We start from the raw sequence: 18,834 nt of genomic DNA on the forward strand, positions 1-18,834 counted from the left end.
CCCGTTTAACAAGCGCTTTGCACTTTTGCAGTTTTTGCTCTGACTCCGCCCTGCTTTCCGGCCACCATGCGTTGCTCGCTTCCACCCACCGCCCAGCCGCGCCGCCAGCGCGGCTTTAGCTTGATGGAGCTGCTGGTCGTCATCAGCCTGATGGCGCTGGCCAGCGCCGGCGTGGTGTTTGCGATGGGCGACAACAGCCAGGACCAGCTCCAGCGCGAAGGCCAAAGACTCGCCGCCCAACTGGAAGCCGCCCGGGCCCAGTCCCGTGCCAGTGGCCAGCCGGTGCGCTGGCGTGCCGACAGCCAGGGTTTTGTGATCGAGGGCCTGCAAGGCGGCTCGCGCCAGGGCGCCTGGCTGCATCCACCCGTGGCAGTGCGCAGCAGCGGCGATATCATCCTCGGGCCCGAGGCGCTGATCGGCCCCCAAACCGTGGTGCTGGCCTACCCCGGTCGCAGCGCGAACAGCATCGCAGTGGCCACCGATGGTGTGCGCCCGTTTGCCTTGCAAGCGCCCTGAACCTTTTCCCCACCCGCCTCGCGTGCCCAGCAAGTCCTCCCCCCATTCCGGTTTCACCTTGATCGAGGTGCTGGTCGCGCTCGCCATCGTCGCCATTGCGCTGCTCGCGGGCGGCAAGGCGATGAACGCGCTGACGCAGACAGCAGGTCGCCAAAGCGATGTGATGCTCGCGCAGATCTGTGCCGAGAACCAGCTGATTGCTGCACGCCTGTCGCAACAGCTGCCCGGCCTGGGCAACACCAGCGTGGCCTGCGAGCAGGCGGGCCGCCTGTTTGATGTGCGCGTGGGCGTGTTTGCCACGCCCAACCCGGATTTCCGCCGCATTGATGCCCATGTGTTTGGCAACGGCGCGCCCTTGCTGCGCCTCAGCACCATCGTGGGGAGGTACTGATGCCGCGCCCCCCCCGTTTTAGCCAGCAGCGCCCCCAGGGCTTTACCTTGATCGAGCTGCTGATCGCCATCTCCATCCTGGCGGTAATGACCCTTGCCAGCTGGCGCGGCATTGATGGCATGGTGCGCGCCCAGCAGCAAGCCCACGCCTACAGCGAAGAGGTGATGGTGGTGCAGGCGGCGCTGTCGCAGTGGAACACGGACCTGAACGCCATCGAGCGCGTCGCCGCCACCACCCCGGTGGACTGGGATGGCCGCGTGCTGCGCCTCACCCGCCGCAGCAGCGACATCAATGAACAAGGCCTGCGCGTGGTCAGCTGGGCGCTGCGCAGCCTGGGCAACCGCGATTACTGGGTGCGCTGGCAGTCGGCGCCCGTGCGTGATCTGCAGCAGTGGCAGCAGGCTTGGAATATGGCGGCCCACGCCGTCTCCAACAGCGCACTGACCAACACCAACGCCGATGGCGGCCCGCAGCAGACCGTGCTGATGCCCATCAGCGGCTGGCAGCTGCTGTATTTCCGGGGCAACAGCTGGAGCAATCCCCTGTCCAGCCAAGGCAGCAATCCCCAGACCGATACCAACAACCCCACCACGGTGGCGCTGCCCGATGGCATCCGCCTGCGCCTGGAGCTGCCCGCACCCGGTGCGCTCTCAGGGGTCATCACCAATGACTGGGTCAATCCCATCGTGTCGGGTAACAAATCATGAGGCGTCTCCGCAACTCCCGTACAGGCCAGCGCGGCGCGGCGCTGCTGGCGGCCATGCTCACCGTCACCTTGGTGGCCACGATTGCCGCCAGCGCCGTCTGGCAGCAGTGGCGCAATCTGGAGGTGGAAGGCGCAGAGCGCACCCGCGTGCAGGCCGCCTGGCTGCTGCTGGGCGGGCTGGATTTCTCGCGCCAGGTGCTGCGCCAGGATGCGCGCGTGGGCGGCCCTGATTCTCTGTCCGAGCCCTGGTCCGTGCCGCTGGCCGAAGCGCGCCTGTCCACTTTTTTGCAGGCCTCTAACAACCAGAGCAATGCCGACGACAGCAGCATCGATGCCGCCCAGGCCTTTTTGTCCGGCGCCATTGTCGATGCCCAGGCGCGGCTCAATATCCGCAACCTGGTCGACAAAGGCCAGATCAACCCCGTGGCGCTGCGCCAGTTCCAGCGCCTGTTTGAGCGCCTGGGCCTGCCCAGCGCGGAGCTGACCGTGCTCAGCCAGCAAGCGCAGGCCGCGCTGCGCACCGAGGGCAAGGCCGCCAATGCACCGCTGCTGCCCCGCACCTACAAAGAGCTGGCCTGGTGGGGCCTGTCCCCCGGCACGCTGGCCCGGTTGGAGCCTTATATAGTCTTGCTGCCCCAAGAGAGCAAGGTCAATGTCAACACCGCATCGGCCACCGTCATCTGGGCCGCGGTCGAGGGCCTGGACTTTGCCACCGCCCAGCAAATAGCGCAGATGCGCCTGAGCCGCGCCTTTGACGACACGGCCGATCTGCAGAAACGCTTCCCCAGCAACACGGCGCTCTCCAGCGCCAACGCGCTGCTCGATGTCAAATCCATTTATTTCGAAGTCTGGGCCCGCCTGCGCTTTGACGACCTGGTGGTGCAAGAAAAATCCCTGGTCTACCGCCAGGGCCTGAATGTAACGACCGTGGTGCGCGAGCGCGGTGCCGCGCTGGCCGCCAGCCTGATGGGAGACGGCGCCGCCAACTAGGCGCCTGTGCCTGAACAAGAACATGATGACAAACGTATTGCAGATCGGTGAACCCGAGACCTCTACAATGCAGCGCACAACACGCCCATGAGTACTTTACTGATTTCACTGCCGCTGCCCCCTGGGCCGGACACGGCGCCCAGCGCGGCCGGGAGCTACAGCTATGCCCTGTCTCCGGATGGCGTGGCCATCAGCCAGCAAGGCAGCACCACCGCTGGCCTGCTGCCCCAGCCGGGCCGCACTGGCGAGGTGGTGGCCGTCGTGCCGGCTGCGATGCTGTCCTGGCAGCGGGTAACCCTGCCCCAGGGCGTAGGCCCGGGCTCGCCCCGGCTGCGTGCGGTGCTCGAAGGCCTCTTGGAAGAGCGCCTGCTCGACGACCCCGCCCAATTGCACTTTGCGTTGCAGCCCGACACCCGCGCTAACGCCCAGGGCGAACCCATCTGGGTCGCCTGCTGCCCGCGCCAGTGGCTGCGCGACCACCTCCAGGCGCTGGAAGCCGCAGGCCGTGCGGTGGCCCGCGTCGTACCCAGCCATGCCCCGGGCGAGCCTTCAGCCGACGGTGCGCAGATCCTCATCACCGGCAGCCCCGAACTGGCGCATGCGCTGGTCTATGGCACGGACAGCGCCGATGCGGTACTGGTGCTGCCCGTCTCGCGCGAAAGCGCCGCCCTGCTGCCCGCGCTCGGGCCTGACAGCATCGTCCATGCCGAGCCCGCCGTGGCCAGCACGGCCGAACACTGGCTGCAGCGGCCCGTGCAGCTTTACAGCCCCGCCCAGACTCTGCGCGATGCCGCGCGCAGCGACTGGGACCTGGCACAGCTGGAATTTGCCAACAGCGGGCGCAACCGCCTGCAGCGGCGCCTGGGCAGCGGCCTCAATGATGTGCTCCATGCCCCCGCCTGGCGCCCGGCGCGCTGGGCCGTGCTGGCCCTGGTCGTGCTGACCGTCGTGGGCGCCAATATCTGGGCCTGGCAAGAGCGCCAGCAGCTGCAGGCCAAGGCCGCGCTGGTGCGCAGCAGCCTGACCACCGCCTTCCCCAACGTGCAGGTCGTGGTCGATGCCCCCGTGCAGATGGCCCGCGAAGTCGCCAACCTGCGCCTGGCCTCGGGCGGGCTCTCGCCCACCGATGCCGAGCCCTTGCTGGCAGCGGCGGGCCAGGCCCTGTCCAGCCTGCCCGCCGGCACGGTGCCCAGCACGGTCGAATACAGCGGCAGCGAGCTGCGCCTGCGCGGCCTGCCCACCGATGGCTTTGAGGCCTTCAGCCAGAAACTGCAGGCCCAGGGCTTGCAGGCCCAGATGCAAAACGACCAATGGGTCATCCGCGCGCAGGCCCAGCCATGAAGAAAAACACCTCCCGCCCTTCGGCATCGGCCTCCTCGTCCGCAGCCAACCTGCTGCGCCAACGCTGGCGCGCGCTGGATGCACGTGAGCGCCGGGGCGTCAGCCTGGCCGCTGGCCTGGTGCTGATCGCGCTCTTGTGGTGGCTGGCGATTGCGCCGGTGCTGCAAACCTGGCGCAGCGCGCCCGCCGCGCACGCCCAGCTTGACCAACAACTCGCCCGCATGCAGGCCTTGCAGGCCGAGGCGCGCCAGCTGCAATCGGCGACCAAGGTCAGCACCGCCCAGGCGCGCCAGCAGCTTGAAGCCTCGCTCACCCAGCAGCTGGGCACCAGCGCCAAGCTGACCGTGCTCGGCGAGCGCGTCACCGTTACCTTGAGCCGCGCCTCGGCCGCATCCACCCAGCGCTGGCTGGGCCAGGTGCGCGCCAATGCGCATGCGATTGCCTCCGAGCTGCGCCTGACCCGCGATGAACCCGCCAAGGGCGCAGCAGCTGCTGCCGCCCCGACCTGGTCGGGCAACATCGTTTTGCAGCTGCCTGCACAGTAAGCGGCAAACCAAGATGGCCCAGCAGCGCTTGACCTCTCCCCTTGCCAGCAGCGGCGCCCGTGCGCCCTGGCGCTGGGCCGTGCTGGGCGCCTGCACCGGCGGCCTGGCGGCGCTGGTGCTGTTTGCTCCGGCGCACTGGCTGGCCCAAGGCCTGGCCTGGGCCAGCCAGGGCCAGCTGCAGCTGCGCGAGCCGCGCGGCACCGTCTGGAACGGCTCGGCCCAATGGGTGTTTACCGGCGGCCAGGCCAGCCGCGACCAGATGGCCCTGCCCGGCCGGGTGGACTGGGCCCTGCGCCCGGGCCTGCGCGGCCTCAATATGCGCTGGAATGCCAGCTGCTGCATGGCCACGCCGATGCCCATCCGCATCCAGCCCCATTGGGGCGGTGCCAGCGTACAACTGGCCACGCATGAGAGCCGCTGGCCGGCCTCCTTGCTGACCGGCCTGGGCACGCCCTGGAACACCATCCAGCCCCAGGGCCAGCTGCTGCTCAAAACCCGTGATCTGTCGCTGGCAGTCAATGCCGGGCGGCTGCAAGTCCAGGGCGGCGCTGACCTGGATGTGATGGCGGTGACCTCGCGCCTGTCCACCATCCAGCCGCTGGGCAGCTACCGGCTGCAACTGCAAGGCGGTGACAGCACCGGCCTGCAACTGTCCACCTTGGATGGCGCGCTCCAGCTCAAAGGCCAGGGCCAATGGGTGGGCCAGCGCCTGCGTTTTCAGGGAGAAGCCTGGGCCGCCGAAGGGCGTGAGGCCGCTCTCGCAAATCTATTGACTATGATCGGGCAGCGCAGCGGAAGCCGCGTGCTGCTCTCGGTTGGCTGAACATATGATGCATTACCACTCTCCCATTTATCGATTTGCGCTGCACTCCATCGCGGCGAGCGTCCTTTTAATGGGCGGCAATGGCGCGGCGCTTGCGCAGACCGCCATCAACACCGGCACGGCCAGTATTCGCCCCGGCGAGCCGGTGACCTTGAACTTTGCCAATGCCGACATCGAGTCCATCGCGCGCACCATGGCCACCATCACCGGCAAGAGCGTGGTGGTCGATCCGCGCATCAAGGGCACGATGAACCTGGTGACCGACCGGCCCGTCTCGCCCCAGGCTGCGTTTGAGCAGTTTCTGGCCGCGCTGCGGCTGCAGAACTACACGGTGGTCGAGGCCGCCGGCCTGTACAAGGTGGTGCCCGAGGCCGATGCCAAGCTCCAGGGCGGCACGGTGCGCATCACCCAGGGCGGCGCGGGTGGCCAGGTCGCCGGTGGCGGCCAGATCGTCACCCAGATCTTCAAGCTCAACTTCGAGAGCGCCAACAACCTGGTGCCGGTGCTGCGCCCGCTGATCAGCCCCAACAACACCATCAATGTGAACCCGGGCAACAACTCCCTGGTCATCACCGACTACGCCGACAACCTGCAGCGCCTCTCGCGCATCATCGCGTCGATGGATGTCTCCAACGCCAGCGATGTGGAAGTGGTGGGGCTGCAGCATGCCGTTGCTACCGATATCGTGCCCCTGCTGCAACGCTTGTTGGAAGGCGGCCAGACCATTGCCAGCAGCGGCACGGCCACCGCTGGCGCAGCAGCCACAGCGCAGTCCGACAATGCCTACCGCACCTCGGTGCTGGCCGACCCGCGCACCAACAGCATCTTGCTGCGCGCGGCCAACCCGGCACGCCTGTCGCAGGCCAAGATGCTGATCGGCAAGCTCGACAGCCCCAGCCGAGGCGCCAACGCCTCGGGCAACATCCATGTGGTCTACCTGCGCAATGCCGATGCCACCGCGCTGGCGACCACCTTGCGCGCGGCCTTGGCTGGCCAGGACAGTAACAGCGCCAGCCCCGCCACCAATTTGTCCAGCGGCGGCAGCAGCGGTGGGCTCTCCAGTAACACCCGCAGCGGCTCCACCTCGCTGGGCGGCAGCACCAGCGGCACCCTGGGCAGCGGCTCGGGCAGCAGTGCCAGTGCAGGCGGCCTGGGCTCGGGTACGCGCCTGGGTACCGGCACCTCGCTGGGCAGTTCCGGCGACAGCGGCAGTGCCACCGGCGGCATCATCCAGGCCGACACGGCCACCAACTCGCTGATCATCACCGCGCCTGAGCCGCTGTACCGCCAGATCCGCGCCGTCATCGACCAGCTCGACAGCCGCCGCGCGCAAGTGCTGGTCGAGAGCCTGATTGTCGAAGTCAGCGCCGAGAAAGCCGCGCAGTTTGGCGTGCAGTGGCAAAGCCTGCTGGGCCAGGGCAACAACGTCGTCGGCGTCATCGGCAACAACTTCACCGTGGGCGGGGCCAACCTGTTCAACCTGGCCGCTGGCATTGCCAACGGCACCTACAGCACCCTGCCCAGCGCCGGCATGAATGCAGGCCTGGCCTTCAAGCACAACGGCGAATACGTGCTGGGCGCGCTGGCCAACCTGCTGCAGTCCAATGCCGACGGCAATGTGCTTGCCACCCCCAACCTGCTGACCCTGGACAACCAGGAAGCGCAGATCCTGGTCGGCCAGAACGTGCCCTTTGTCACCGGCTCCTACGCCAACAGCGCCGGCAACAACTCCGTCAACCCCTTCACCACGGTGGAGCGCAAGGATGTGGGCCTGACCTTGCGGGTGCGCCCGCAGATCAATGCCAATGGCACCGTCAAGCTGACCATTTACCAAGAGACCTCCAACGTGCTCGACGGCACCACGACTAATGCCAATGGCCCCACCACCAACAAGCGCTCGATTGAATCGACCGTGCTGGTGGACGACGGCTCGGTCATCGTGATCGGTGGCCTGCTGCAAGACCAGTACTCCGGCTCGGTGCAGAAAGTGCCCTACCTGGGCGATATCCCCGGCATTGGCGCGCTGTTCCGCAGCGATACGCGCTCGCGCAAAAAGACCAACCTGATGGTCTTCCTGCGCCCCGTGGTGATGCGCGATGCCGCTGCCACCCAGCAGGTGAGCATGGACCGCTACGAGCTGATGCGCGGCGCACAGATCGCCGCCCAGCCCGAGCAAAGCAGCCGCGTGCCGATCAACGACTCGTCCATCATCACGCCGCTGGGCCAGCAGGTATCGGGTACGCCACTGGGCTACTCCGAAACCCCGGTGCTGGAGTCGCGACCCCTGACCGTGACGCCGCAAGGCATGCGCTTCGAGCCCTGATAGCGCCCAGAGAGACAGGATCCCATGCGCCACCCCCTGCCCTATGCCTTTGCGCGCAGCAGCCAGTTGCTGCTCGAAGAAGATGCCGGCCAGCACCTGCTGTGGCACGGCGCCCAGCCCCAGGGCTCGGCGCTGTCCGAGGTGCTGCGCAAGTACCCCGTGCAGCACCTGGCCCAGTTGGGCGATGCCGAACTGGCCCAGCGCATCAGCGCCGCCTACTCGCACAGCGAATCGAATGCCGCCACCGTGATCAGCGAGGTCGAAGAAGGCACCGATCTCTCGCGCATGATGCAGGACATCCCCGCCGTCGAGGATTTGCTCGAATCGGCAGGCGATGCGCCCATCATCCGCATGCTCAACGCCTTGCTCACGCAAGCAGCGCGCGACGGCGCCTCCGACATCCACATCGAGCCCTATGAGCGCCATTCCAGCGTGCGCTTTCGCATCGATGGCTCGCTGCGCGAAGTGGTGCAACCCCACCGCGCCTTGCATGCCGCGCTGATCTCGCGCCTCAAGATCATGGCCGACCTGGATATCTCGGAAAAGCGCCTGCCCCAAGACGGCCGCATCAGCCTGCGCCTGGGCACCCGCGCCATCGATGTGCGCGTCTCCACCCTGCCCAGCGCCCATGGCGAACGCGCCGTGCTGCGTCTGCTCGACAAGAGCGAATCCAAGCTCAGCCTGGGCTCGGTCGGCATGCAGGGCGAGACCCTGCGGCGCTTTGAGAAACTGGTGGCCCAGCCACACGGCATCGTGCTGGTGACCGGCCCCACCGGCTCGGGCAAAACCACCACCTTGTATGCGGCGCTGAGCGGGCTCGATGCCAGCCAGGGCAACATCATGACGGTGGAAGACCCGATCGAGTACGAGCTCTCGGGCATCGGCCAGACCCAGGTCAACCCCAAGATCGACCTGACCTTTGCCAAAGCGCTGCGCGCCATCCTGCGCCAGGACCCGGACATCATCATGATTGGTGAAATCCGCGACTTCGAAACCGCGCAGATCGCCATCCAGGCTTCCCTCACCGGTCACTTGGTCCTCGCCACCCTGCACACCAACGATGCGACCAGCGCCATCACCCGCCTGACCGACATGGGCGTCGAGCCCTTCCTGCTGTCCTCGTCGCTCCTGGGCGTGCTGGCCCAGCGCCTGGTGCGCCGCATCGACGACAGCGACCCCAGCGGTTACCGAGGCCGTACCGGCATCTTTGAGCTGCTGGTGGTGGACGAGGCCATCCGCGCGCAAATCCACGCCCAGGCGCCCGAGGCCGACATCCGCAAGCAGGCCATGGCCGCCGGCATGCAGCTGATGCGCGAAGACGGCGAGCGCCTGGTGCGCGAAGGCATCACCAGCGCCGAAGAAGTGGTGCGCGTCACCCGCGATTGACAGTAATTCGCCGAATACCCTGGTGGCGCCGCCCGCGCCAACGGGTATTGGCGATTTGACACAATCGCCCCATGTTGGAATCGCTCAATACCCTCGTCGCGCCCTATGGCGGCATGTTGTTTCTCTGGCTCACCGTCTTGGCCATCGCCAGCCTGGCGGTGCTGCGCCACTTTCAGCCGCGCATGCCCACCGCGCTGCTGCGCAGGCTGATGCGCATCGCCGGCCTGATGGCGCTGGGTATCTCCTGGTTTGCGATGCAGCAAGGCGAGCACTACCTGGCCACTGCGCTGCTGGTGCTGCTCTGGGGCATTCTGGTGGGGATCAGCTGCGCGCGGGAGATTCGGCGGCGCTGAGAACCTGTTTATACGGCCCCGGTTCATCGGCAAAAACAGGGCGCTGGCCGCCCTCTGCCCGCCATAACCACAGTCAGCAAAGGATATTTGCCTAGGCAAGAATGTCCGCATGACTGAGACAAAAACACCCCCCGCGCTTTCGATGTTGGACCTGGTGGCTGTGCGCGAAGGCGGCACCGTTGCCCAGGCTTTGCAACTGGCCGTGCGTACCGCGCAGCATGTCGAGTCGCTCGGCTTTACGCGCTACTGGATGGCCGAACACCACAATATGCCGGGCATTGCCAGCTCGTCCACCGCCGTGTTGATTGGCCATGTGGCCGGTGCCACGCAGCACATCCGCGTGGGCTCGGGCGGCATCATGCTGCCCAACCACGCACCCCTGGTGGTGGCCGAGGCCTTTGGCACCTTGGCCGAGCTGTACCCGGGCCGTATTGACCTGGGCCTGGGCCGCGCGCCGGGCACCGATGGCATGACGATGCGGGCACTGCGCCGCGACCGGGTGGAGACGGAAGAAGACTTTCCCCGCGATGTGCTGGAGCTGCAGCGCCTGCTGGCCCCCGCCCAGCCCGGGCAAAAACTGGTGGCCACGCCAGGCGCTGGCACCAATGTGCCGCTGTGGTTGCTGGGGTCGAGCCTGTTCTCAGCCCAGCTGGCCGCGCACCTGGGCCTGCCCTACGCCTTTGCCTCGCACTTTGCGCCGCGCATGCTGCAGCAAGCGGTGCAGCTGTACCGCGACCTGTTCAAACCCTCGGCCAGCTTGGACAAGCCCTATGTGATCGTCGGCGCGCCAGTGATCGCAGCGCCTACCGACAGCGAGGCCGAGTTCCTCGCCAGCAGCACCTACCAGCGCGTGCTGGGCATTGTGACGGGCAAGCGCGGCCTGCTGCCGCCACCGGTCGAAGGCTTTATGGAAGGCCTGAACATGGCCGAGCGCCAGGCGATTGAAGGCTTTTTGGCGGTGGCCTCCATCGGCGGCCCAGAGCGTGTGCAGCAGCGCCTGAAGGTGCTGGCCCAGCACACCGGCGCTGATGAGCTGATGCTGGTCTGCGATATCTATGATGGCGACCTGCGCCTGCGCTCGCTCGATATTGCAACCCAAGCCTTGCGGGCAGGCTACGCAGCCTAAACACAGGCGCTAACCAGCGCCTTTCCCCCGGATCGGCGCCCTTTTTTCAGCAAAAGCGACGCCGATCCCATCCCACCCAGGCTATGCTTGCGCCATGTCTGTCCCCTATAGAACCACCCTGCCAGCGGCACTGACGGCCTGCAGCTTGCTGGCCGGCTGCATGCAGCAGCCCCCCGACGATCCCCCCCCACCCACGCCCCAGGCCCAGGAGGCCGCGCCGGCTGTGGCCCCGCCTACGTCTGCCGCGCAGCCCCAGCCCAGCGCCCGCAGCGAAGACCCGGCCTTGGCCGCGCACATGCAAACGCCCGAGTTCCGCCGCGAGTACCGCACCAAGCAAGAGCAGCTGCAGGTCGAGGCCGACGTGCAAGAGAGCGCTGCCTGGCTGGGCAGCACCGGTCTCAGCGATGCGCAAGAGCGCGCGGTTCCTCGCTATATCCGCATGGAGCTGGGCCAATCGCTGGGCAGCACCGACCCGGTACGCGCCGATGACCTGCAGTACATGGGCCAGTTTGCCGAGTTGGATGGCACCGTCTACTACTGGCGCATTCCCGACAAGGCCCATGCCCATGGCGACACCCATGCCGGCCCGGCCTATGTCTATATCCGCAAGGATGGCGGCGGGGTGTTCTACACCGACTGGGGCAACCGCACCCCACCGGGTTAGCCAAAGCGCCACTACCCGTGTGTACAGGCGTTTGCCGGAATAACGCCTATTCCGCCTGCGCCTGCAGGCTGCTTTGATAATGGCCAGCGGAGACACCACAGCATGAGCAACACACCCCAAGCAGCGCTGGCCGATCCCCGGCGCGATCCCCAGCAGTTTCTTCTGGACCTGTACCGCAGCGCCGTGCTGCGCGCGCAGCCGCTGCACAGCCTGGCGCAGTACCTGCCCAAGCCGCCCAAAGGGCGAACGGTGGTGCTGGGCGCTGGCAAGGCCGGCGGCTCCATGGCCCAGGCGCTCGAAGCCTTGTGGCCACAGGACGCGCCGCTATCAGGCCTGGTCGTTACGCGTTACGACCATATTCCGCCGCGCCCCCAAGGGCTGGCCCAGCGCCTGGAGGTGGTGGAGGCCGCGCACCCCGTGCCCGATGCCGCTTGCCTGGCCGCTGCCGAACGTATATTGGCGCTGACCGAAGGGTTGACGGCCGACGATCTGGTGCTCTGCCTCATCTCCGGCGGCGGATCGGCCCTGCTGACCTTGCCCGCCGAAGGCATGGACCTGCAGGAAAAGCAGCGCATCAACCAGGCCCTGCTAGAGAGCGGCGCCGCCATCGGCGAGATGAACTGCGTGCGCAAGCACCTCTCGCGCATCAAGGGCGGCCGCCTGGCCGCTGCCTGCCACCCGGCCCAGGTGGTGACCCTGACCATCAGCGATGTGCCTGGCGACGATCCCTCGGTCATCGCCAGCGGCCCCACGGTGCCTGATGCATCGACCTGTGCCGATGCGCTGGCCGTGCTGAACCGTTACCAGATCAGCGTGCCGGACAGCGTGCGCGCCGCGCTGGAAGACGGCCGGCTGGAGACGCCCAAGCCCGGCGACCCGCGCTTTGCCGGCCATGAAGTTCACCTGATCGCCACGCCCCAGCAGTCGCTGGACGCCGCAGCCGCGGCCGCACGCGCGGCCGGTATCGCCGCCTATGTGCTGTCGGATGAGATCGAGGGCGAGTCGCGTGACGTCGGCAAGGTGCATGCCGCGCTGGCGCGTGCCGTTGCCCGCCATGGCGCGCCGTTTGCCAAGCCCTGCGTCATCCTCTCGGGCGGCGAGACGACCGTTACCATCCGCCCACGCCAGCCAGGTGCCGCCAAGGGGCGTGGCGGCCGCGCCGGCGAGTTCTGCATGGGCCTGGCGCAGGCCTTGCAGGGCCAGGGCAATGTCTGGGCGCTGGCGGCCGATACCGATGGTATCGATGGTGTGGAAGACAATGCCGGCGCCCGCGTGGCACCCGACACCCTGCAACGCGCGGCCAACCAGCATCTGAGGCTGAGCGAGCACCTGGACCGCAACGATGCCTATGGGTTTTTCGGGGCGCTGGAGGACCTGGTGGTCACCGGGCCCACGCACACCAACGTCAACGATTTCCGCGCCATCCTGGTGCTGTGATGTTGGCTGCCTGCCCCGGCCGCCCCTATCCCCCTTGGTGCAGACTCTCCCACCAAGCGGTGTCAAAGCTGCCTTGCAAAAACGCAATAAAGGACTGCACCTTTTGCGGCACCAAGCGCGGCGAGGGGTAGACCGCATGGATCTCCTGCTCGGGCAGACGGCAGGTCTTGAGCACCTCGACCACGCGGCCCGCCTTGAGCGATTCATGCGCCACATAGCGCGGCAGTGCGGCCACGCCCATGTGCGAACGCGCAGCGGCCAGCAAGGCCGACAGGTTGTTGGAACGCAGCCGCCCCGTCACGGGCACCGACACCGACTCGCCACTGGCGTTGCGCAGCCGCCAGACATCGTTGCCCTGCACGCTGCTGTAGATCAGCGCGGAATGCTCTTTCAGATCAGACGGCCTGCGGGGGGTGCCCTGCTTGCGCAGGTAGGCGGGTGATGCCACCAGCACCCAGGGATTGACGCCCAGCATGCGTGCGCCCAGCGATGAATCGGCCAGTTTGCCCAGGCGCAGCGCCACATCAATGCCCTGGGCCACCAGGTCGGTGTAGCGGTCCTCAAAGCTCAGGTCCACCTGCACCTGCGGGTTGTGCTTCATGAACTCCATGGCCAGCGGAATCAGCACGCGCCGCCCAAACGCCACCGAGCTGCCAATGCGCAGCTGGCCTTGCACCTGCGTTTGCCGCACCTGCACGACCTTGTCCGCATCGGCCACATCGCTGACGATGCACTTGCATTTTTCGTAGTACAGCGCACCCGGCTCGGTCAGGCTCACGCCACGCGTATTGCGGTTAAGCAGCCGCACTTTGAGCCGCGCCTCCATCGCCGCCACCTGCTTGGTCACCGTGGGCTGGGTGGTCGAGAACTCCTGCGCCACCTTGGTGAAGCTGCCCGTTTCCACCACGCGCACAAACATGTGCATGGCATCGAGTCGGTCCATGGTTTTGTCTCCTGGAAATGTCGTGCATGGATTGCGCGCAATGCCTCAGGCAATTCTGAATCGACGATACGCAGGGCGCGGCGATCTAAGCAGAACACATTTATCCATTCCTGGGCGGAATAAATTTTATGGTCTGCCTGCGCCTTCCAGCAAGGGCTTGTCTTCCCTACAGTGAATTCCAACTGTAAAGGAGACCCCATGGCCAAAATGAAAGCGATCGAAGCCGCAGTCCGCGTGCTGGAAAAAGAAGGTGTGAGCGTGGCGTTCGGCGTGCCCGGCGCCGCCATCAATCCGCTGTACGCAGCGATGCAGGCGCACGGCGGCATCGGCCATATCCTGGCCCGCCATGTCGAAGGCGCCAGCCACATGGCCGAGGGTTATACCCGCGCCGTGGCCGGCAATATAGGGGTGTGCATAGGCACCAGCGGGCCGGCCGGCACCGACATGATCACCGGCCTGTACTCGGCCAGCGCCGATTCGATACCGATTCTGTGCATCACCGGCCAGGCGCCGCGCGCCCGGCTGCACAAGGAAGACTTTCAGGCCGTGGACATTGCCTCCATCGCCAAGACCGTGACCAAATGGGCCACCACCGTGCTGGAGCCCGCCCAGGTGCCCGGCGCCTTCCAGCAGGCCTTCCACCTGATGCGCTCAGGCCGCCCCGGCCCGGTGCTGATCGACCTGCCCATCGATGTGCAGCTGGCCGAGATCGAGTTCGACATCGACACCTACGAGCCCCTGCCCGCCTACAAGCCCGCCGCCACGCGCAAGCAGGCCGAGAAGGCCATCGCGATGCTCAACGCCTCCGAGCGCCCCTTGATCGTCTGCGGTGGCGGGGTCATCAATGCCGATGCTGCCGGCCTGCTCGTCGAGCTGGCAGAAACCTTGAATGTGCCGGTGATCCCCACCTTGATGGGCTGGGGCAGCATCCCCGACGACCACCCGCTGATGGCCGGCATGTGTGGCCTGCAGACCAGCCACCGCTACGGCAACGCCAGCATGCTGGCCTCGGACTTTGTATTTGGCATCGGCAACCGCTGGGCCAACCGCCATACCGGCTCCATCGATGTCTACACCCAGGGCCGCAAGTTCATCCATGTCGACATCGAACCCACGCAGATTGGCCGCGTGTTTGCACCCGACTTCGGCATCGTCTCGGATGCCAAGGCCGCGCTGCAGCAGTTCCTGGCCGTGGCCCAGGAATGGAAGGCCGCCGGCCAGCTCAAGGACCGCAGCGCCTGGGTGGCCGACTGCCAGGGCCGCAAGAACAGCATCGACTACCTGCGCAAGACCAATTTCGATGACGTGCCGATGAAGCCCCAGCGCATCTACCAGTGCATGAACCGTTCGCTGGACCGCGACACCACCTATGTCTCCACCATCGGCCTGTCGCAGATTGCAGGGGCCCAGTTCCTCCACGTCTACAAGCCCCGCAACTGGATCAACTGCGGCCAGGCCGGCCCCCTGGGTTGGACGACACCCGCCGCGCTGGGCGTGCGCGTGGCCGATCCCCAGCGCAAGATCGTGGCCCTGTCGGGCGACTACGACTTCCAGTTCATGATCGAGGAGCTGGCCGTGGGCGCGCAGTTCAAGCTGCCCTACATCCATGTGCTGGTCAACAACAGCTACCTGGGCCTCATCCGCCAGGCGCAGCGCAACTTCAGCATCGATTACTGCGTGCAACTCGCGTTCGACAACATCAACATGGCCGAGGGCGAGGCCGCACGCGGCTATGGCGTGGACCATGTCAAGGTCGTCGAAGGCCTGGGCTGCAAGGCCATCCGTGTGCACCGCCCCGAAGAATTCGCCCCCGCAATGCAGCAAGCCGAGGCCTGGATGGCCGAGCACCGCACACCTGTCGTCATCGAATGCATTCTGGAGCGAGTGACCAATATCGCCATGGGCACCGAGATCGACAACGTCGTCGAGTTTGAAAGCCTGGCGGCCGACAAGGCCGATGCCCCCAGCGCCCTTGCGCTGCTGGATTGATCGTTCCCTTTTTTATTGGAGATACACCATGCCCCGTTTTGCTGCCAACCTCAGCATGCTGTTTACCGAAGTGCCGTTTCTCGATCGCTTTGAGCGCGCCGCCCAAGCCGGCTTTGAGGCCGTGGAGTTTCTGTTTCCTTATGCCTACCCGGTCGAAGACATCCAGCAGCAGCTTGATGCCACCGGCCTGCAGATCGTGTTGCACAACCTGCCTGCGGGCGACTGGGATGCGGGCGAGCGCGGCATCGCCTGCGACCCCAGCCGGGTGGACGAGTTCCGCGCTGGCGTGGCCCAGGCGGTGACCTATGCCCACGCGCTGGGCGTGCCCCAGCTCAACTGCCTGGTGGGCAAGGCGCCCGCTGGCGTGGATGCCGCCACCCTGCGCCGCACCTTGGTGGACAACCTGCGCTTTGCCGCAGCGGCGCTCAAGATGGCCAAGCTGCGCCTGCTGATCGAGCCCATCAATGCCTTCGACATTCCCGGCTTCTACCTGAACCGAACAGACCAGGCGCTGGACATATTGGATGAAGTGGACGCCGCCAATGCCTTTGTGCAGTACGACATCTACCATGCCCAGCGCACGGAAGGCGAGCTGGCCGCCACCTTGCAAAAGCACCTGGCCCGCATCGGCCACGTGCAGCTGGCCGACAACCCGGGCCGCCACGAGCCAGGATCGGGCGAAATCAACTACCCCTTTCTGTTCGCGCACCTGGACCGCATTGGCTACAGCGGCTGGGTGGGCTGCGAATACAAGCCGGCCAAGGACACGGCATCCGGGCTGCACTGGATCGAGACCGTGGCGGGCCAGAAAAGGGCTGCAGCCACCGCTTGATCCGCGCACGGCACGCACAAACATCGCTCATTCAGAAAACCAAGGAGATCTCTTCATGCATGCAACGCCCCTCAAACTGGGATTCATTGGCCTGGGCATCATGGGCGCGCCCATGTGCAGCCACCTGATCGCCGCCGGCCACCAGCTCTTCGTCAATACCCGCGGCAAGCTGCCAGCCCATATCGCCGAGAGCAGCGCCACCCAGTGCACATCAGTGCGCGGCGTGGCCGAGCGGGCCGACATTATTTTTGTGATGGTGCCCGACACACCCGATGTCGAGACCGTGCTGTTTGCGCCCGACGGGCTGGCAGCCGGCCTCAAGGGCAGCAGCGGCAAGATCGTGGTGGATATGTCGTCCATCTCGCCGGTCGCTACCAAGGACTTTGCCAAACGCATCAATGCGCTGGGTGCCCAGTACCTGGATGCGCCGGTATCGGGCGGCGAAGTGGGTGCCAAGAACGCCAGCCTGTCCATCATGGTGGGCGGGCCGGAGGCGGCGTTTGAGCGGGTCAGGCCGCTGTTCGAGACGCTGGGCAAGAACATCACCCTGGTAGGGGGCAATGGCGATGGCCAGACTGCCAAGGTTGCCAACCAGATCATCGTGGCGCTGAACATCGAGGCGGTGGCCGAGGCCCTGCTGTTTGCCTCGCGCGCAGGGGCCGATCCGGCGCGGGTGCGCCAAGCGCTGCTGGGCGGCTTTGCGTCGTCCAAAATTCTGGAAGTGCATGCCGAACGCATGATCAAGCGAACTTTTGAGCCGGGATTCCGCATCGCGCTGCACCAAAAAGACCTGAGCTTGGCGCTGTCCAGTGCGCGCCAACTCGGCGTGTCCCTGCCCAACACCGCCCAGACGCAGGAGCTGTTCAACAGCTGCGTGGCCCATGGCGGTGCGGGCTGGGACCACTCCGGCCTGGTGCGTGCGCTGGAGATCCAGGCGAATTTCGAGATCGGGCAACAAGCCCCCGCTTAAGCCTGTTGCAGGCCGGGCAGACCGGCTATGCTTGCGCGATGTCCCGCCCTGCCCGCCTGCTCCAACTGCTCGATCTGCTGCGCCGCGCGCGCCAGCCACAAACCGGCCCGGCGCTGGCCCAGACCCTGAAGGTGAGTCTGCGCACCGTCTACCGCGACATTGCCAGCCTGCGCGAGCAAGGCGCGGCCATCGAGGGCGATCCGGGTATTGGTTTTGAGATGCGGCCCGGCTTTTTGCTGCCACCGTTGATGTTCAATGCCGATGAGCTGGAAGCCCTGCTGCTGGGCGCGCGCTGGGCCAGCCTGCAGGCCGACCCGCAGCTGGCCAGTGCCGCCAGCGCCGCGATGGACCGTATCCGCAGCGCCTTGCCGCTGGAGCTGCGTATTGCGGTGGACACCAGCGGCCTGATGGTCCCCGACATGCAGCCCGCCACCCCGACCGAGCCCTGGCAGACGGCGCTGCGCCGTGCCATCCGCGCCGAGCACAAGGTGGTACTGCACTATCAGGACCAGCACGGCCGCCTGACCGAGCGCCTGGTCTGGCCCTTTGCGATGGCCTATTTCGACCGCAGCCGGGTCGTGTCCGCCTGGTGTGAGCTGCGCCAGGGCTTTCGCCACTTTCGCGCCGACCGGGTGCATGCGATGCAGGAGCTGCAGGAGCGCTACCCGCAAAGCCGCCACAGCCTGATCCAGCGTTGGCTGGCGGAGACAGGCTTCAGCTTGAGTGGCTGGTCGTAGGCTGCTGACAGTTTCTGTCAGCCCCTCTGTCTAACCTGCAAGGCATGGCGACTTTGCCAAGCCCTGAACAGGAAGATGACATGACCTCCCACAACGCCCCGCTGCGCTTTTTCTACCACCCCCAGTCCCGCGCCCGCATGGTGCGCTGGATGCTCGAAGAGTGCGATGCCGTCTATGAACCGGTGCGGCTGGAGTTTGGCGGCTCGATGAAGTCGCCCGACTACCTGGCGCTGAACCCCATGGGCAAGGTGCCGGCACTGCAGCATGGCCAGACGATGGTGACCGAGACGGGGGCGATCCTGGCCTACCTGGCCGATCTTTACCCCGAGAAAAAGCTGGCACCGGCGCTGGGCAGCGCCGAGCGCGGCAGCTACTACCGCTGGCTGTTCCTGGTAGCAGGGCCGGTGGAGGCAGTGTCTACCGCCAAGGCCGAAGGCTGGCTGCAGAACCAGACCGAACGCCAGGCGCTGTCGGCAGGCTATGGCCGCTTTGACGATGTGCTGCGCAGCCTGCAGCTGGCGGTGACCGGCAAGCGCTATGCCTGTGGCGACCACTTCACGGCCGCTGACCTGTACCTGGCCAGCTATATCGGCTGGAGCATGCAGGAAGGCAGCCTGCCCTCGCTGCCCGAATTCCAGGACTACGCACTGCCGCTGCTGCAACGCCCGGCCGCCCAGCGCGCCAACACGCTCGATGGCCCCGTCGAGATGCCCGGCGCTGCGGCAGCCTGATCGGAGCTGTGCCATCAGCGTGCCACGTGGA

Annotated in this window: 19 protein-coding genes; 18 read left to right on the forward strand and 1 reads right to left on the reverse strand. The window is 66.4% G+C overall.

Annotation, left to right across the window (positions count from 1 at the left end; translation table 11 throughout):
- Positions 1 to 66: 66 nt before the first annotated feature.
- The 13 genes from M2375_RS09510 to M2375_RS09570 all read left to right on the forward strand — a co-directional run bounded on the left by M2375_RS09510 (position 67) and on the right by M2375_RS09570 (position 12,601).
- Positions 67 to 516 carry a prepilin-type N-terminal cleavage/methylation domain-containing protein gene (locus M2375_RS09510; protein ID WP_259165491.1) on the forward strand — a complete coding sequence of 150 codons (450 nt, stop codon included), beginning with the start codon at positions 67 to 69 and terminating at the stop codon, positions 514 to 516.
- Positions 517 to 538: 22 nt separating this feature from the next.
- Positions 539 to 907 (forward strand): type II secretion system minor pseudopilin GspI, encoded by a 369-nt coding sequence (gspI, locus tag M2375_RS09515; protein WP_259165493.1) that lies wholly within the window; start codon positions 539 to 541, stop codon positions 905 to 907.
- Positions 907 to 1,614 carry a prepilin-type N-terminal cleavage/methylation domain-containing protein gene (locus M2375_RS09520; protein ID WP_259165495.1) on the forward strand — a complete coding sequence of 236 codons (708 nt, stop codon included), beginning with the start codon at positions 907 to 909 and terminating at the stop codon, positions 1,612 to 1,614. Before gspI ends, M2375_RS09520 begins: the two co-directional genes overlap by 1 nt.
- Positions 1,611 to 2,603 carry a type II secretion system minor pseudopilin GspK gene (gene gspK, locus M2375_RS09525; protein ID WP_259165496.1) on the forward strand — a complete coding sequence of 331 codons (993 nt, stop codon included), beginning with the start codon at positions 1,611 to 1,613 and terminating at the stop codon, positions 2,601 to 2,603. Before M2375_RS09520 ends, gspK begins: the two co-directional genes overlap by 4 nt.
- 87 nt (positions 2,604 to 2,690) lie before the next feature.
- Positions 2,691 to 3,944, forward strand: coding sequence for a type II secretion system protein GspL (gspL, locus tag M2375_RS09530; protein ID WP_259165497.1), 1,254 nt, complete (start codon positions 2,691 to 2,693; stop codon positions 3,942 to 3,944).
- A complete protein-coding gene (locus tag M2375_RS09535; RefSeq protein WP_259165498.1) occupies positions 3,941 to 4,489 on the forward strand; it encodes a type II secretion system protein M in 549 nt (182 codons plus the stop codon). The genes gspL and M2375_RS09535 overlap by 4 nt, the downstream gene beginning before the upstream one ends.
- A gap of 13 nt (positions 4,490 to 4,502) precedes the next feature.
- A complete protein-coding gene (gene gspN / locus M2375_RS09540; RefSeq protein ID WP_259165499.1) occupies positions 4,503 to 5,312 on the forward strand; it encodes a type II secretion system protein N in 810 nt (269 codons plus the stop codon).
- A 4-nt stretch (positions 5,313 to 5,316) separates the two neighbouring features.
- A complete protein-coding gene (gene gspD / locus M2375_RS09545; RefSeq protein ID WP_404979299.1) occupies positions 5,317 to 7,635 on the forward strand; it encodes a type II secretion system secretin GspD in 2,319 nt (772 codons plus the stop codon).
- Between the two features lie 24 nt (positions 7,636 to 7,659).
- Positions 7,660 to 9,021 (forward strand): GspE/PulE family protein, encoded by a 1,362-nt coding sequence (locus M2375_RS09550; RefSeq protein ID WP_259165501.1) that lies wholly within the window; start codon positions 7,660 to 7,662, stop codon positions 9,019 to 9,021.
- A 71-nt stretch (positions 9,022 to 9,092) separates the two neighbouring features.
- Positions 9,093 to 9,374: a hypothetical protein gene (locus M2375_RS09555; protein ID WP_259165502.1), complete on the forward strand. Its 282-nt coding sequence runs from the start codon at positions 9,093 to 9,095 to the stop codon at positions 9,372 to 9,374.
- Between the two features lie 109 nt (positions 9,375 to 9,483).
- Positions 9,484 to 10,500 carry an LLM class flavin-dependent oxidoreductase gene (locus M2375_RS09560; protein ID WP_259165505.1) on the forward strand — a complete coding sequence of 339 codons (1,017 nt, stop codon included), beginning with the start codon at positions 9,484 to 9,486 and terminating at the stop codon, positions 10,498 to 10,500.
- A gap of 94 nt (positions 10,501 to 10,594) precedes the next feature.
- Positions 10,595 to 11,164: a hypothetical protein gene (locus M2375_RS09565; RefSeq protein WP_259165506.1), complete on the forward strand. Its 570-nt coding sequence runs from the start codon at positions 10,595 to 10,597 to the stop codon at positions 11,162 to 11,164.
- A 102-nt stretch (positions 11,165 to 11,266) separates the two neighbouring features.
- Positions 11,267 to 12,601, forward strand: coding sequence for a glycerate kinase (locus M2375_RS09570; RefSeq protein WP_259165507.1), 1,335 nt, complete (start codon positions 11,267 to 11,269; stop codon positions 12,599 to 12,601).
- 25 nt (positions 12,602 to 12,626) lie between these two features.
- Here the strand turns inward: M2375_RS09570 and M2375_RS09575 are convergent, their stop codons facing one another.
- Positions 12,627 to 13,544: a LysR family transcriptional regulator gene (locus tag M2375_RS09575; RefSeq protein ID WP_259165508.1), complete on the reverse strand. Its 918-nt coding sequence runs from the start codon at positions 13,542 to 13,544 to the stop codon at positions 12,627 to 12,629.
- A gap of 198 nt (positions 13,545 to 13,742) precedes the next feature.
- On the opposite strand from M2375_RS09575, the gene gcl reads away from it, so the two are divergent.
- The 5 genes from gcl (at position 13,743) to M2375_RS09600 (ending at position 18,803) form a co-directional block, all read left to right on the forward strand.
- The gene (gene gcl / locus M2375_RS09580; protein WP_259165509.1) at positions 13,743 to 15,533 is read left to right on the forward strand and encodes a glyoxylate carboligase; all 1,791 of its coding nucleotides are present in this window, start codon (positions 13,743 to 13,745) and stop codon (positions 15,531 to 15,533) included.
- 28 nt (positions 15,534 to 15,561) lie between these two features.
- On the forward strand, positions 15,562 to 16,365 hold the full coding sequence (gene hyi, locus M2375_RS09585) for a hydroxypyruvate isomerase (protein WP_259165512.1): 804 nt from the start codon (positions 15,562 to 15,564) through the stop codon (positions 16,363 to 16,365).
- A gap of 55 nt (positions 16,366 to 16,420) precedes the next feature.
- On the forward strand, positions 16,421 to 17,335 hold the full coding sequence (locus M2375_RS09590) for a 2-hydroxy-3-oxopropionate reductase (RefSeq protein ID WP_259165514.1): 915 nt from the start codon (positions 16,421 to 16,423) through the stop codon (positions 17,333 to 17,335).
- A 38-nt stretch (positions 17,336 to 17,373) separates the two neighbouring features.
- Positions 17,374 to 18,072, forward strand: a complete 699-nt coding sequence (locus tag M2375_RS09595; protein ID WP_259165516.1) for a YafY family protein — start codon at positions 17,374 to 17,376, stop codon at positions 18,070 to 18,072.
- An 80-nt stretch (positions 18,073 to 18,152) separates the two neighbouring features.
- Positions 18,153 to 18,803 carry a glutathione S-transferase family protein gene (locus M2375_RS09600; protein WP_259165517.1) on the forward strand — a complete coding sequence of 217 codons (651 nt, stop codon included), beginning with the start codon at positions 18,153 to 18,155 and terminating at the stop codon, positions 18,801 to 18,803.
- Positions 18,804 to 18,834: the final 31 nt, after the last annotated feature.

It is taken from the genome of Comamonas sp. BIGb0152 (assembly GCF_024809975.1).
In the GTDB taxonomy this organism is placed as follows: Bacteria; Pseudomonadota; Gammaproteobacteria; order Burkholderiales; family Burkholderiaceae_C; genus Comamonas.

Bases quoted from the DNA above. Each gene is read 5' to 3' on its own strand.
- M2375_RS09510 (WP_259165491.1), top strand. From the start codon at position 67: ATGCGTTGCTCGCTTCCACCCACCGCCCAGCCGCGCCGCCAGCGCGGC.
- M2375_RS09520 (WP_259165495.1), top strand. From the start codon at position 907: ATGCCGCGCCCCCCCCGTTTTAGCCAGCAGCGCCCCCAGGGCTTTACC.
- gspK (WP_259165496.1), top strand. From the start codon at position 1,611: ATGAGGCGTCTCCGCAACTCCCGTACAGGCCAGCGCGGCGCGGCGCTG.
- gspL (WP_259165497.1), top strand. From the start codon at position 2,691: ATGAGTACTTTACTGATTTCACTGCCGCTGCCCCCTGGGCCGGACACG.
- M2375_RS09535 (WP_259165498.1), top strand. From the start codon at position 3,941: ATGAAGAAAAACACCTCCCGCCCTTCGGCATCGGCCTCCTCGTCCGCA.
- gspN (WP_259165499.1), top strand. From the start codon at position 4,503: ATGGCCCAGCAGCGCTTGACCTCTCCCCTTGCCAGCAGCGGCGCCCGT.
- gspD (WP_404979299.1), top strand. From the start codon at position 5,317: ATGATGCATTACCACTCTCCCATTTATCGATTTGCGCTGCACTCCATC.
- M2375_RS09550 (WP_259165501.1), top strand. From the start codon at position 7,660: ATGCGCCACCCCCTGCCCTATGCCTTTGCGCGCAGCAGCCAGTTGCTG.
- M2375_RS09555 (WP_259165502.1), top strand. From the start codon at position 9,093: ATGTTGGAATCGCTCAATACCCTCGTCGCGCCCTATGGCGGCATGTTG.
- M2375_RS09560 (WP_259165505.1), top strand. From the start codon at position 9,484: ATGACTGAGACAAAAACACCCCCCGCGCTTTCGATGTTGGACCTGGTG.
- M2375_RS09565 (WP_259165506.1), top strand. From the start codon at position 10,595: ATGTCTGTCCCCTATAGAACCACCCTGCCAGCGGCACTGACGGCCTGC.
- M2375_RS09570 (WP_259165507.1), top strand. From the start codon at position 11,267: ATGAGCAACACACCCCAAGCAGCGCTGGCCGATCCCCGGCGCGATCCC.
- M2375_RS09575 (WP_259165508.1), bottom strand. From the start codon at position 13,544: ATGGACCGACTCGATGCCATGCACATGTTTGTGCGCGTGGTGGAAACG.
- gcl (WP_259165509.1), top strand. From the start codon at position 13,743: ATGGCCAAAATGAAAGCGATCGAAGCCGCAGTCCGCGTGCTGGAAAAA.
- hyi (WP_259165512.1), top strand. From the start codon at position 15,562: ATGCCCCGTTTTGCTGCCAACCTCAGCATGCTGTTTACCGAAGTGCCG.
- M2375_RS09590 (WP_259165514.1), top strand. From the start codon at position 16,421: ATGCATGCAACGCCCCTCAAACTGGGATTCATTGGCCTGGGCATCATG.
- M2375_RS09595 (WP_259165516.1), top strand. From the start codon at position 17,374: ATGTCCCGCCCTGCCCGCCTGCTCCAACTGCTCGATCTGCTGCGCCGC.
- M2375_RS09600 (WP_259165517.1), top strand. From the start codon at position 18,153: ATGACCTCCCACAACGCCCCGCTGCGCTTTTTCTACCACCCCCAGTCC.